Raw genomic sequence first — 12,522 nt, 5'->3', positions numbered from 1 at the left:
ATCGAGCCAGCCAGCGTGGTGCTCGTCACCGCGCCCGTGTTGATCCAGTGGGCGGGCCGAAATCCACCGCGCTGAGCCGTATGAAGGTGAGGCGATAGAAGATCACCGGGATGATCGCGAGGTAGAGCATGCAGCCGATCATGAAGAAGGCGAGGCAGAGGAATTGCACCTCGGGCGGTGGTGGCGCGGCGGCACCCAGCGTGCCCTTCAGCACCACGACGGATTGCGTCGCGACCGTCGCGATCAGCCAGGCGCCGTTGATGCCGACCGACAGCGTGGGCTTGCGTGCGCGGATCGTGACCGCGGTCAAGAAGGCGTACATCACCACGAACCACAACCCGACGCCGAGATACCAGAGCCAGGCAGCGACACCCTCCGCACCGGCGACGACCACGGTCTGCGTTCCGAGCACGCAGGTGCCCGTGACCACGGTGAAGAAGCCGGGCGCGCGCTGGTGGTTCGACAGGTCCTCGACGATGCGACGCGGGAACAGCACGAGCCGCGCGAGCGTCAGCCCCCAGAGCACCAGATAGGCCGTCCAGGCGATGCCAACGAGCGGCAGGGCGATCAGCCGCAGGCCGAGCAGGTGCCAGGCGATCGAGACAACGCCTGTTGCCATGACCAGCGCGAAATACCCGGGAAACAGATCGCGCGCCGTCTCCGCAACCAATGTGCCGAAGGCTGAACTCGTCGGCGTCGCATGTGTGAGTGTGGTCATGATGCGCTGCCTCCCGCCCATAGCTCGATCAGCTCGATCTGGAGAAACAGCAGGAGCAGCAGGGTGTTGAGTGCCCAGGCCACGGTGAGCGCGCGCGCGATGACGCCCCATGGCGCGGCCGCGTGCTCGGCGCACCGCCACACAGCTACCAGGATCGCCGTGGCGTAGGCGGGAAAGACGATGAGCAGGATCTGCTGCAGATCCGCGCGCCCGGCCTCCCGCGCCAGCAGGAACGGCAGCGCCAGGCCCGTGCTGACCAATACGCCATAGACCCAGAACGTGCGCCCGAGCGTAGCCCGCCCTGCCAGCACGCGCCATTCCGGCTCGAACAGCAGGAGCGGCAGGAGCAACAGCCTCTTCGGCCAGGTCATGGACGTAGGCTCCGTCCCTCAGGGCTCTGCGTCGTCGGCAGGGCCTGCGAATATTGGCATTGACGATACCACCACGGCGCGCTTCGCCGAGGATCTGATGCAGCACGTCCATCTGGAGAACAACGTGCTCTTTCCCCGCTTCGGCGCATGACTGCGGGCGTGCGAATTAGCGTGGTCACGGTGAGTGACCGCGCTTTCCGTGGGGTCTATCAGGACCAGGGAGGACCGAGGATCGAAGCGACGCTCGCGCGCATCCTAGCCACGCCCTGGCACGCCGTGCGCCGCCTGGTACCGGACGAGCGGCCGGCGATCGAGGCCACCCTGATCGCGCTCGTGGACGCCGACGCTTGCCCGCTGATCGTCACCACCGGCGGCACCGGCCCGGCGCCGCGTGACGCCGGAGGCGACGGACGCAGTCTCCGACCGGTTGCCGCCGGGCTTCGGCGAACTGATGCGCGCGGTCTCGCAGCGCGCCGTGCCGATCGCGATCCTCTCGCGGCAGGTCGCCGGCACGCGGGGGCGGAGCCTGATCGTGAATCTGCCCGGCAAGCCCACGGCCATCGCCGAATGCCTGGACGCGGTCTTCCCTGCCACGCGGTACTGCATTGACCCGATCGGAGTTCGCGACTGGAGACTAGCTATTTAGTCTGCGCGGCGTCCTGCCCCAAAGAGGCGTGATGGCGTTATTCCGGCGCCGCTAGGTACGGCGCCCTTCCGGCCTAGGAGCCGATATTCACGCGGCGACGGGCGGGCGGCGGAGGCGCAAACATCACTCGGTAGACGATGGCGCCGGCAGCGTCCACCGTCAGCCGCAGGACGCGCCCTCGGTGCGTGAAGATCAGGCGGTGATGCCCTGCATGCTCACCGATGCCCTCCGCGCACCGGCTCGTCAGCGGGCATCGACGTGAAGGCTGCCGGGACGAGATGGGCATTCGCCGCGAGGAACACGCCAAAGACGATCGCGACGGTCAGGATGGCGAGAAGCTTCTGCGCTCGCGGTTCCATCATGGTGCCCCGCGCGATGGGTGATTGCTCCGAGTTGCGAGACACAAATCGCGAGGACGTTGATTTCGGGCCGCACTCAGCCGGCCTGTCCAGGATGGCATCACCCCCTGCCGGCCACCATGGATCGCGGTGAGGATCGTCGCCCTGTCGCCACCATAAATCCGCCAGCCGCCGGCCAGCGAGGGCGCACCGGTCCCAAGGCCTCCGGTTCCGTTCTCTCCGTGGCAGGCGATGCAATTCTCCGCGAAAACCTGTGCGCCGGCGCTACGCAGGTCGGCAGCACCGCTTGGCAGGGCCAACACCTAGTCGCTGACGGGCTGCATCGCGTCGGCGGCAGGATGCCGTCACGTCCAAACGCCGGCACCTGGGAGACACCAGTGTCCGGATGCCCCGATCGGTATGGAATAACTCTGGCCGCCAGAACCGCGCCAAGTCCTCCTCCAGCGGTTCCAGACAGAACGCCACGTCCGTCGTGTTCGACGCGCGCCAGGACAGCGCCTTGCGCGTCAGCCAGTCCATCACCGCCAGCCGCGACAGCGCCAGCAGCCCCCGGCGCAGCCCGTTCAACGGTCGGATATCGGTCACATTGAACGCAACGAACCTGCCTTGCACCGTAGTGGCATGGCATAAGAGCATCGATTCTGGACGCGCGGCACATGACGAACGACCAGCGCCCGACCAGCATTGAGCGTTACCAGCAGGACAGCGATGTCATGCAACTGGCGCTGTTGCGTCGGCGGCAGCGATCTCGAGCACTTCTTGTCGTTCTTCTCGGACTGGCGGCGCTGTTTTACGCGATGACCATGGCGCGGCTTGGGGAACACAGCGCAGCCCGTCAGATTGCCGCGCAATCGCCGGGCGATGGTCGCGCAAGCGTCCCGACAACCCCGTCAGTGCGACGATAGCCCACAACCAACAAGAGGACCCGATCTCAGCAAGAGAGCAGCGGTCGGCCAGGCGCTGCGGGATCTGACGACGCAGCATGCGCCGAGCATCATCAACGCGTGCCAAGCGACACCAGATATGATACAAACCACCGAATTAGTTGACCCGTGAGCCTGTCATTCGACGGACACAAGGGTACCCTCGAATTGGCAGGTTTCCGGGGCATCTTCCGTGACGTTGGGTCACGCGAAGGCGGATGCTTGTGGTTCATAAGGAGGGGATGCGATGGCCCAGGTCTCGCTGGCTTCCGAGGCCAATCCTGACCAAGTGGAGCCTGTCGTTCGGGCAATCGGCTTTTCCGACATCCGGATTGCCCTGACAAAGGGCTACGAGGATTTCATGGAGATGCCGACGCAGTTGATCTTCCTTGGGGTGATTTATCCGATCGTTGGCTTCGTTGCGGCAAGAGCGGCATCTGGTGGCGCGCTACTACCGCTACTGTACCCCCTGGTCGCTGGGTTGTCGCTCATGGGACCGATCGCGGCCCTCGGGATCTACGAGTTGAGTCGGCGGCACGAGAAGGGGCTCCCGACCACTTGGCTCAACACCTTCGATGTCCTCCGCTCGCCGGCGATCGGCTCGATCGCGGCGCTCGGCGTGGTGATGTGCGTGATCTTCGTGGCCTGGCTGTTTGCCGCGCAGGCGGTCTATCGGGGCACGATGGGCGATGAACTGCCCGACTCCTTCTGGGCGCTGCTCGGACAGGTGCTGACGACTGGCGCTGGTTGGAGTCTGATCCTGTGGGGCAATATGGTCGGATTCTTCTTCGCCCTACTGATCCTTACCCTCACCGTAGTCTCGTTCCCGTTGCTGCTGGATCGAAATGTCGGACTTCGCGTGGCGGTACGGACCTCCATACGAGCGGTGCTACGCAATCCAGTACCGATGGCCGCCTGGGGCATCATCGTCGCGCTACTTCTCGCCCTTGGGTGCCTGCCGCTCTTCGTCGGCCTGGCGGTGGTGATGCCGGTGCTGGGGCACGCTACCTGGCATTTGTATCGCCGGGTTGTGGATGCATGATTGGCATTGCCCGGCGGCCTTGCGCTCCGCAGGGAGGTAGCTCAGTTGGGATTGGGGCTGAAGAACTGCAGTCGCGATAGCAGCGTGTGGTCGGCTTCCAGCACCATGATCGCAACGAAGATCAGCACCGCCAACGGCGGCACCAGGATGGCGTAGCCAAGCGCCAGCCTTTCCCACTTCATGTGCATGAAAACGGCGACGATCAGTCCTGCCTTGAGCATCATGAACAGCAGGATCAGCGACCAGCGCAGCATCCCCTGCAGGTGGAAGAAGTCCACCAGGTAGGAGAAGGTGCTGAGGATGAACAACCATACCCAGACCACGAGATAGAGCCGGATTGGATGTTGCTGGCCTTCCTCGTGCGCAACCGAGGCCCGAGCGGCCGCACCGTGCCCCCCATGTGCATCGCCTACCTTCGCTGCATGCGCCATGCCTCGCCTCCTACCAAAGATAGAACAGCGCGAAGATGAAGACCCAGACCAGGTCGACGAAATGCCAGTAGAGTCCTGTGATCTCGACGATCTCGTAGCGGCCGCCCCGGCTGGTGAAGAAGCCCGGCCGACCGTCGTCATAGTCCCCGCGCCAGACCTTGCGCGCGACGATCAACAGGAAAATCACGCCGATCGTCACGTGCGTCCCGTGGAAGCCGGTGATCATGAAGAAAGCGGAACCGAACTGCTCGGCGCCCCAGGGGTTGCCCCAGGGACGCACGCCCTCATGGATCAGCTTGGTCCACTCGAAGGCCTGCATGCCGACGAAGGTCGCGCCCAGCAGCGCTGTCACGACCAGCAGGATCGCGGTGCGTCCCCGGTCGCGGCGGTAGCCGCAATTGACCGCCATCGCCATGGTGCCGCTGCTGGTGATCAGCACGAAGGTCATGATGGCGATCAGGATCAACGGCATATGCGTGCCGAAGATCTCGAGCGCGAAGACCTCGCTCGGATTCGGCCAAGGAACCCGCGTGGACATCCGCACCGTCATGTAGGAGAGCAGGAAGCAGCCGAACACGAAGGTGTCGCTGAGCAGGAAGATCCACATCATGGCCTTCCCCCAGGAGACATTCTTGAATGCCCTCTGGTCGGAACTCCAATCCGCGACGAAGCCTTCCATGCCTCCGGGCCGTTGGGCGGCTTGCGTCTGAGCGATGCCTTCCATCGTCGCGAACCTCCCTTAACCGTGCAGCAACAGGCCGAACAGCGCGATCCATGCCACCAGAAGGAAATGCCAGTAGGTGGCGCAGAGTTCGACGCTGAGGCGAAGTTGCTCGAGCCCCGCACCGCGCGCCGTCCGGTAGATGGTCCTGCCAAGGACGACGAGACCGCCCAGCAGATGCAGGCCGTGAACCGTCGTGATCAGATAGAAGAAGGAACTGGAAGGGTTGGTGGCGACGCCGAAGCCTTCCGCCATCACCTGCTGCCAAGCGAGGTACTGCCCGGCCAGGAAGCCCAGCGCGGCGAGCCCGCCAGCGATCATCCCGACCTCGATCCCCTGCCGCCAACCGATGCGCGCGGCCATCTGAGCGCGATGGAGGCCAAAGCTGCTGAGCGCCAGCAGGGCCGTGTTGAACCAGAGCATCCACGGCGTCGGCAATGGTCGCCAATCCTGCGACATGTGCATGCGCATCAGGTAGGCGCTGACGAACAGCGTCAGCAGGGCACCCACCACCGCCAGGAAGACCCAGAGACCTAGCTTTGCCGCCGGAACCTCGGAGGCACCGGTGCCCGGCGCTTCGCCTGCCGCGCCGACCTCCAGCCACGGCTTCGCCATCAGCCGCTGCCGCGAAAGCCACCAAGCCGCGATGCTGCCGAGGACGGCGACGTAGAGGATGATGGCGGTCATTCCGCGGCCTTCGCCGGCGGCTGGTTCTGCGGGATGAAGTCCTGCGCGGCACCTGGGACGCTGTAGTCATAGGCCCAGCGATAGACCACCGGCAGGTCCTGCCCCCAATTGCCATGCGGCGGCGGCGTCTGCGGCGTCTGCCATTCGAGCGACGCTGCATTCCAGGGATTGTCGCCCGCCGACCGGCCACGCCGGATGCTCCAGGCCAGGTTGAACAGGAAGACGATCTGCGCCGCACCGACGATCAGCGCCATGACGCTGATGAAGGCGTTCAACGTGTGGGCGGAGGCCGGGACGAAGGCCGTCTCCCCGATCTCGTGGTAGCGCCGCGGCACGCCGAGCAGACCGATGTAGTGCATCGGGAAGAAGATCAGATAGGCGCCGAGGAAGCTGACCCAGAAGTGGATGCGGCCCATCACCTCGTTCAGCATCCGTCCCGTGATCTTCGGATACCAGTGGTAGATGGCCCCGAAGATGACGAAGATCGGCGCCACGCCCATCACCATGTGGAAATGGGCGACGACGAACATCGTGTCCGACAGCGGCACATCGACCACGACATTGCCGAGGAACAGGCCGGTCAATCCGCCATTGACGAAGGTGACGATGAAGGCGAGCGCGAACAGCATCGGCACGGTCAGGTGGATATCGCCCCGCCACAGCGTCAGCAGCCAGTTATAGACCTTGATCGCTGTCGGCACCGCGATGATCAGCGTGGTGGTGGCGAAGAAGAACCCGAAATATGGGTTCATGCCGCTGACATACATGTGGTGCGCCCAGACGATGAAGCTCAGCGCGCCGATGATGATGATGGCCCAGACCATCATGCGGTAGCCGAAGATGTTCCGCCGCGCATGCACGCTGATGAGGTCGGAGACGATGCCGAAGGCGGGCAGCGCCACGATGTAGACCTCCGGATGGCCGAAAAACCAGAACAGGTGCTGGAACAGCAGCGGGCTGCCGCCTTCGTGGTTCAGCCTCTGGCCCATCTCGACCAGTGCCGGCATGAAGAAGCTGGTGCCGAGCAGGCGGTCGAGCAGCATCATCACTGCGCTGACGAACAGCGCGGGAAATGCAAGCAGCGCCATGACTGTCGCGGTGAAGATGCCCCAGACGGTCAGCGGCATGCGCATCATCGTCATGCCGCGCGCGCGCGCCTGCAGGACGGTCACCACGTAGTTCAGCCCGCCCATGGTGAAGCCGATGATGAACAGCATCAGCGACAGCAGCATCAGGATGATGCCCCAGTCCTGCCCGCCCGGCGTGCCGGACAGGATCGACTGCGGCGGATACAGCGTCCAGCCCGCGCCGGTCGGCCCGCCGGGGGCAAAGAAGCTTGCCACCAGCACCAGGACGGCGAGCAAGTAGATCCAGTAGGACAGCATGTTCATGTAGGGGAACACCATGTCCCGCGCGCCGATCATCAGCGGGATCAGGTAGTTGCCGAAGCCGCCGAGAAACAGCGCGGTCAGCAGATAGACCACCATGATCATGCCGTGCATCGTGATGAACTGGTAGTACTCGGCCGGGGTGATGAAATCAAAGACGCCCGGGAAGCCCAGCTGCAGGCGCATCAGCCAGGACAGCACCAGCGCTACAAGGCCGATCGCCGTCGCTGTCAGGGCATACTGGATGCCTATGACCTTGGCGTCCTGGGAGAAGACCCACTTCGTGATCCAGCTTCGGGGGTGATACAGCTCGACGTCGGGGACCTCGGCCGCCGGGATGCCATCAACGGATCCGGATGCGATGCTCATCGTGTCCCTCTCCTGCCTGCCCTATCTCGCTGCGGCCAAGCGGCGCACGAAGGTGGGCTGGCGCTCGAGCCACGCGTGGTACTCGGCTTCCTCCACCACCACGACGCGCCCGCGCATCACCGCGTGGCCGAGGCCGCAGAGCTCCGCGCAGACTGCTTCGAAGGTGCCGGTGCGCGTCGGCGTGAACCAGAAGAAGGTAACCTGACCCGGCACCATGTCCATCTTCGCGCGGAATTCCGGCACGTAGAAATTGTGCAGCACGTCAATGGCGCGCATTAGCACCTTGACCGGACGACCAATCGGAAGCTGCAGTTCCCCACCTTCCACGATCACGTCGTCCTGCCCGGCTGGGTCGGAAGGATCGATGCCGAGCGGATTGTCCGGACCGATGAATCGAACAGAGACGGTACCCAGTCGCCCGTCGTGGCCAGGCAGGCGGAAGGTCCATTGCCACTGCTGGCCGACGATCTCGATCTCGGTCGCGTTCGCAGGCACGGTGATGAAGCGATGCCAGACGATCAGCCCAGGCGCGAGCAATGCCGCGACGCCGATCGTCGTGCCGATCGTTAGCCACCATTCGAGCCGCTTATTCTCCGGCTCATGTTCTGCCTTGTGTCCCGGGCGGTGTCGAAACCTGACCACGCAATACGCCATGAACAGGACGATGATCGTGAAAGCGACGCCGGTAATCCAGAAGGTCACGATAAGCGTGTCGTCGATGTAGCTCCAGTTGGACGCGATGGGTGTCCACCACCACGGGCTCAACATATGGAAGGCGACGGAGCCGACGGCCACCAGGATGAGAGCGATCGCTACCGCCATTGGCGCTGCTTCCGAGGACAGGGGGGGCGACGCCTCACACACGCGTTCAGGTCGCGGTCGCACATTATCCGGTAGGGGCGGGGCGATTTCGCTGATGCAGGCTTCCGGGCTCGGCTCGGCCTTGGTGCCGAGACTGGTCGCACGACGACCAGGCCTTCCCCATGCGGGCGATAGGGTGCCGCTATCCGTCCAACCGAAATTACCGCGCTCTCCATGGCCGTGCCCTTTCTGCTCCCAGCCGTGCCAATGCACCGAGTGGATTACGCAGAAGCTGATCACTGTCGCCGAGTAAGTCGCCGCCCGGTTTTATATGTGAGATCCCCTCTCGGCGCGAGTCTAATTCGTTTCCGGTTCAATCGGCGAAGGTAACGCACGGCGTGCGAGGGAACTCCGAATGTTGGAGTCCGAGGCACCAGCGCTGGCTTCCAAATTCGTTCGCTCTCTACCGGCCGTCTGGAGAACGAGGTTTGAGAGAATCTTCTCAGCGCGTCAGGCCGATGTCATGCATCGCGCTTGCATCAAAGCCAGGCGCTTCAAGGCAACGCCCGTGCACAATTTCCGGCAAGTCCGTTGAGGTTGCCGGGTGTTTGGAAGCGGTCTCATCGGCTTCGGAAGCGCCAATCCGTGCGACGCCGGCTTGTCCGGGACGCATTTCACGAAATCTGATGCGAGCAGTGTGCGGCGCAGCAGACGCACCAGCAGCTCCTGCCCAATCCGCTTTGCCGCCGCGATTTTGCAGAACGAGGCGTAGCGCCAAGAGCTGCGCGTCAGCCTGCGCGTCCAGTCATGACGCACCGACGCACGCGATCACCGCACGACCCTGCAGGACGCGTATCACCGAAACGGTGGGGAGTCCTTCACGCAGCAGCCCCACGGCCGCTTCATGGCAGGCCGTGGCCTCGCCCCGGCCATCGAAGAAGGTGGCGACCGCGGCGCCGTCTGCGTCCCGATCGCTCCGGGCCATCCATACGGCGCGGAAGCCCGGCGCGCGTGCAATCACCGGAAGCGTCCGCTGCTCGACGAAGGCCCGGGTGTCCTGCGTTGCCGGAACGCCGGCCAGTATGCGGACGAGAAGGTAGGGGAGCGGATCGTCGCCACCCGAGGCGCGCCGCAGCGCTCCCTCCTGCACGAAGCACTCGCCTGAGAACTCTTCGCCAGGCGAAGGGAAGAAGTCCAGGTGGCTTGCCAGCCACCGGCGGGCCGCGTCGGTCGAGCGGTGTGCCGTCTCCGCGTCCGCGAAGCTGCTTACGCTGACGCCAGCGCCCGCCTCATCCCAGAACGCGAAGTAGGCCTCGAAGCCTGGCTCGGACCGTAGGACAGGCAAGAGCTCGCCTTCCACCGCCTTCTCGATCGTGCTGCGGCCAACTCCGATCGTTGGATGGCGGCGTAGGTTCATATGCATGATCCTGACCTCCGGGGGCGATGCGTCGCCCAGAGCCTACAACTGGTGGCGAGGGCAAGCCATCAGTTCGATAGGGAAGATGCGCGCTGCCTCGTGCCAAGATCGCTGCCGGGCGTCCAGGACGCCGCCTGGCCTGAATCGCTCGGTCAGGCGCGTTTCGCCGAGATCTCCCAAGGGGGCAGGACCAATCGCTCAAAGCACGAAATGGTCCAGCCGTCGCTTGCGATCCTCCCAATCGGGAAAGTAGTGGGAAAGGAGTTGCCAAGAAGTTGGTCGATGGTGGACCTCGCAGCGATGGCACAGCTCATGGCAGATCACGTAATCGATGCAGGGCATAGGTGCCCTTATCAGGCTCCGGTTCAGCACCAGAGCATTTTCCGATCATGCTGGATCATGCCCAGCGGCACTGAAGTAGTTTGCGCATTCGGTTGAATTGAAGGTGTCGATGATCTTGCCGGTGGTGGACCAGAGACCGTCGATGGTTCGCTCGGCGGCCTTGCGGAGCATAGCCTTGAGCTTGGCGAAGGCGTCCCTTCGGAGCAGTGCTCCTCAGCAGATTGAAGTCGGGGTTGTAGGGCGGCAGGTAGAGCAGGCGCGCGCCGGCAGCCTCGATGGCCGCGCGGATGCTTGGCCGCTTGTGGCTGCCGAGGTTGTCCATCACGACGATGTCGCCAGCCCGCAGGTCCCGGACCAGCACCTGGTCGACATAGGCCTGGAAGGCGATGCCGTTGATCGGCCCGTCGAACACCATCGGCGCGACCATGCCGCTGTTGCGCAGGCCGGCGACGAAGGTGCTCGTCTTCCAGTGGCCGTGCGGGATGGCGGCGCGCAGGCGCTGGCCGCGCGGTGCCCGCCCACGGGTGCGGGCCACGTTGGTCGAGGCCCAGGTCTCGTCGATGAACACCAGGCGGTCGGGATCGAGATCGATCTGGTCCTCGAACCATTCCCAGCGTCGCGTCAGGATGTCGGGCCGTTGCTGCTCGGCCGTGTGCGCCGACTTTCTTTCAGCGTGATCCGCCGCTGCGCGAAGAACCGCCATGAGGTGGCGACGCCGACCGGCACGCCGGCCTCGGCCAGTTCCACGCGTAGCTCGCTCAGCGTGATGTCCGGCGTCCGCTCCAGCAGTCCAAGGATCAGCGGCGCATGGGCCTCGATCCGACCCGAGCGGCGATCCCCACCCAGTGGCCCCGGCGCCACCGAGCCCACCGAGCGCTTCAAGGACGCCCAGCGGATCGCGCTCGAAATGCCGACGTCGAAGCGTGAGGCGGCTGCCCGGCACGAGGATCCAGCCTCGATCGCCGCCACCACCCGCTCCCGAAGATCGACCGACAACGCCTTCGACATGCCTGTCGGCCCCCTCTCCGACAGACAGCTTGAATCAGATCCGCTCCGCGTCGGGGATCCGACCGCATAGCTCAGGCTAGGCGGGTGGCCGCGGGATACGTGCACGCCTTCTCGCGAGCGACTTCCGGGGAGCCTCGCACGGTACCTTCTGTCAGATTCCGACCATTAGATACCGTTTGAGAATGCAGGTGCGGGCCGGCGCCGGATTTCAGAATGTGCCAGTCGGCGCATTCTGAAACGGGCTCTAAACTAGGAAGGATTATTATTCCGAAAACCGCGCATCACCAATGCCTATAGAAAAAATACATGAAAATTATGGATATATTTCATAATTTCTGTAAAATATGTTGCGAGAATAAATTAATTCTTCAGATAAACTCGTTGTATTCATAAGATAACTGAAAAGCAGTTCCTTCAAAATATCTCGCTAGTTGTGACCTTAATACACATGTGACCATGCAACTCGGCGTAACAAGATGACGCTGCGCCGTTTGGCCATGACACGTGACCCGTTCCGGGTCGCGTCGGTCGGGTCGGGGCGGTCGCAGCCATGCCGATTCTGCCTGAGATCGCGGGTGGACACCCCGAAATGACCCTTTGGCGGCAGCGGCTCCACGCGGCACCGGAACTCGGCTTCGAACTCCAAGAGACGGCTCAGTTCGTCGCTGAAAGCCTCCGCGAGTTCGGCTGTGACGTGGTGCAGGTCGGCGTCGGCGACAGCGGCGTCGTGCGTGGATCGGCCGATGGCCCCCTCATCGGACTCCGTGCCGACATGGACGCCCTGCCGATCCTCGAGGATACCGGCCTGCCCTACGCCTCGCGTCATGGAGGCCATATGCACGCGTGCGGACATGATGGCCACACCGCAATGCTGCTTGGTGCGGCACGATACCTCTGCGCCACCCGACGCTTCCGCGGCAGTGTCGTGCTAATCTTTCAGCCGGCGGAGGAGATCGGACGCGGCGCCGGGGCGATGCTTCGTGACGCATTGCTCGAACGCTTCCCGATCCGGCAGTTGTTCGGATTGCACAACCTGCCTGGTCTGGCGGAGGGCGTTCTGTTCTGCCGTGATGGCCCGGTCATGGCGGCCACGGCCGACATCACCATCCGCATTGGCGGCCGGGGCGGACACGGCGGGTCACCGCATCTGTGCACCGATCAGATACTTGTTGCTGCGCATGTGTTGATCGCCTTGCAGGGGATCATTGCGCGCAATATTCCGGCGCTAAGAGCCTGTCTCTGAACGCGATCGGAACGGGGGTTGGCTGGCCGGAGCGACTGTGATTCCAACGGGTTGTC

The 12,522-nt window shown here is 64.0% G+C and carries 15 protein-coding genes and 2 pseudogenes; 4 read left to right on the top strand and 13 right to left on the bottom strand.

What is annotated here, in order from left to right; genetic code table 11:
• Positions 1–25: 25 nt before the first annotated feature.
• Positions 26–718: a tellurite resistance/C4-dicarboxylate transporter family protein gene (locus tag IEY36_RS24175; RefSeq protein WP_188971742.1), complete on the bottom strand. Its 693-nt coding sequence runs from the start codon at positions 716–718 to the stop codon at positions 26–28.
• Entirely contained in the window at positions 715–1,089 is a 375-nt protein-coding gene (locus IEY36_RS24170) for a hypothetical protein (RefSeq protein ID WP_188971740.1), read from the bottom strand. Before IEY36_RS24170 ends, IEY36_RS24175 begins: the two co-directional genes overlap by 4 nt.
• A gap of 147 nt (positions 1,090–1,236) precedes the next feature.
• Between IEY36_RS24170 and mog the strand changes: the two are divergent.
• Positions 1,237–1,735, top strand: a pseudogene (gene mog / locus IEY36_RS31260) (molybdopterin adenylyltransferase).
• Positions 1,736–1,808: 73 nt separating this feature from the next.
• On the opposite strand, the gene IEY36_RS31450 reads toward mog, so the two are convergent.
• Genes IEY36_RS31450 through IEY36_RS31445 form a run of 3 tightly spaced genes read right to left on the bottom strand, consistent with a single transcriptional unit; the run spans position 1,809 to position 2,396 of the window.
• Positions 1,809–2,021, bottom strand: coding sequence for a DUF6522 family protein (locus tag IEY36_RS31450; protein ID WP_373290348.1), 213 nt, complete (start codon positions 2,019–2,021; stop codon positions 1,809–1,811).
• Complete coding sequence (locus tag IEY36_RS24160; protein WP_188971738.1) at positions 1,951–2,097, bottom strand: hypothetical protein; 147 nt, start codon at positions 2,095–2,097, stop codon at positions 1,951–1,953. Before IEY36_RS24160 ends, IEY36_RS31450 begins: the two co-directional genes overlap by 71 nt.
• A complete protein-coding gene (locus tag IEY36_RS31445) occupies positions 2,094–2,396 on the bottom strand; it encodes a c-type cytochrome (protein WP_188971736.1) in 303 nt (100 codons plus the stop codon). The genes IEY36_RS24160 and IEY36_RS31445 overlap by 4 nt, the downstream gene beginning before the upstream one ends.
• 354 nt (positions 2,397–2,750) lie before the next feature.
• Between IEY36_RS31445 and IEY36_RS24150 the strand changes: the two genes are divergently transcribed.
• Together IEY36_RS24150 and IEY36_RS24145 are read left to right on the top strand one after the other, a co-directional pair.
• Positions 2,751–2,999, top strand: a complete 249-nt coding sequence (locus IEY36_RS24150) for a hypothetical protein (protein WP_188971734.1) — start codon at positions 2,751–2,753, stop codon at positions 2,997–2,999.
• 265 nt (positions 3,000–3,264) lie between these two features.
• Positions 3,265–4,059 carry a DUF2189 domain-containing protein gene (locus tag IEY36_RS24145; protein ID WP_188971732.1) on the top strand — a complete coding sequence of 265 codons (795 nt, stop codon included), beginning with the start codon at positions 3,265–3,267 and terminating at the stop codon, positions 4,057–4,059.
• Between the two features lie 41 nt (positions 4,060–4,100).
• Here IEY36_RS24145 and IEY36_RS24140 read toward each other — a convergent pair whose 3' ends face one another.
• The 8 genes and pseudogenes from IEY36_RS24140 to IEY36_RS24105 all read right to left on the bottom strand — a co-directional run bounded on the left by IEY36_RS24140 (position 4,101) and on the right by IEY36_RS24105 (position 11,223).
• Entirely contained in the window at positions 4,101–4,490 is a 390-nt protein-coding gene (locus tag IEY36_RS24140; protein WP_188971730.1) for a cytochrome C oxidase subunit IV family protein, read from the bottom strand.
• A gap of 10 nt (positions 4,491–4,500) precedes the next feature.
• Positions 4,501–5,100 (bottom strand): heme-copper oxidase subunit III family protein, encoded by a 600-nt coding sequence (locus IEY36_RS24135; protein WP_229681546.1) that lies wholly within the window; start codon positions 5,098–5,100, stop codon positions 4,501–4,503.
• Positions 5,101–5,229: 129 nt separating this feature from the next.
• On the bottom strand, positions 5,230–5,898 hold the full coding sequence (locus IEY36_RS24130; RefSeq protein ID WP_188971725.1) for a cytochrome c oxidase subunit 3: 669 nt from the start codon (positions 5,896–5,898) through the stop codon (positions 5,230–5,232).
• Positions 5,895–7,655: a cytochrome c oxidase subunit I gene (ctaD, locus tag IEY36_RS24125; RefSeq protein ID WP_188971723.1), complete on the bottom strand. Its 1,761-nt coding sequence runs from the start codon at positions 7,653–7,655 to the stop codon at positions 5,895–5,897. Before ctaD ends, IEY36_RS24130 begins: the two co-directional genes overlap by 4 nt.
• A 21-nt stretch (positions 7,656–7,676) precedes the next feature.
• Positions 7,677–8,477, bottom strand: a complete 801-nt coding sequence (locus IEY36_RS24120) for a cytochrome c oxidase subunit II (RefSeq protein WP_188971721.1) — start codon at positions 8,475–8,477, stop codon at positions 7,677–7,679.
• Positions 8,478–9,261: 784 nt separating this feature from the next.
• Positions 9,262–9,873: a hypothetical protein gene (locus tag IEY36_RS24115; protein ID WP_188971719.1), complete on the bottom strand. Its 612-nt coding sequence runs from the start codon at positions 9,871–9,873 to the stop codon at positions 9,262–9,264.
• 198 nt (positions 9,874–10,071) lie between these two features.
• Complete coding sequence (locus IEY36_RS31440; protein WP_373290346.1) at positions 10,072–10,245, bottom strand: YgjP-like metallopeptidase domain-containing protein; 174 nt, start codon at positions 10,243–10,245, stop codon at positions 10,072–10,074.
• Positions 10,246–10,260: 15 nt separating this feature from the next.
• Positions 10,261–11,223, bottom strand: a pseudogene (locus IEY36_RS24105) (IS630 family transposase).
• A gap of 550 nt (positions 11,224–11,773) precedes the next feature.
• Here IEY36_RS24105 and IEY36_RS24100 point away from each other — a divergent pair.
• Entirely contained in the window at positions 11,774–12,466 is a 693-nt protein-coding gene (locus IEY36_RS24100) for an amidohydrolase (RefSeq protein ID WP_188971715.1), read from the top strand.
• The last annotated feature ends 56 nt before the right edge of the window (positions 12,467–12,522 follow it).

The organism is Neoroseomonas lacus, assembly GCF_014644535.1.
GTDB classification, from domain to species: domain Bacteria; phylum Pseudomonadota; class Alphaproteobacteria; order Acetobacterales; family Acetobacteraceae; genus Neoroseomonas; species Neoroseomonas lacus.
The sequence above is the reverse complement of the archived record's forward strand: the minus strand, read 5'-3'. Positions and strand labels throughout refer to the sequence as shown.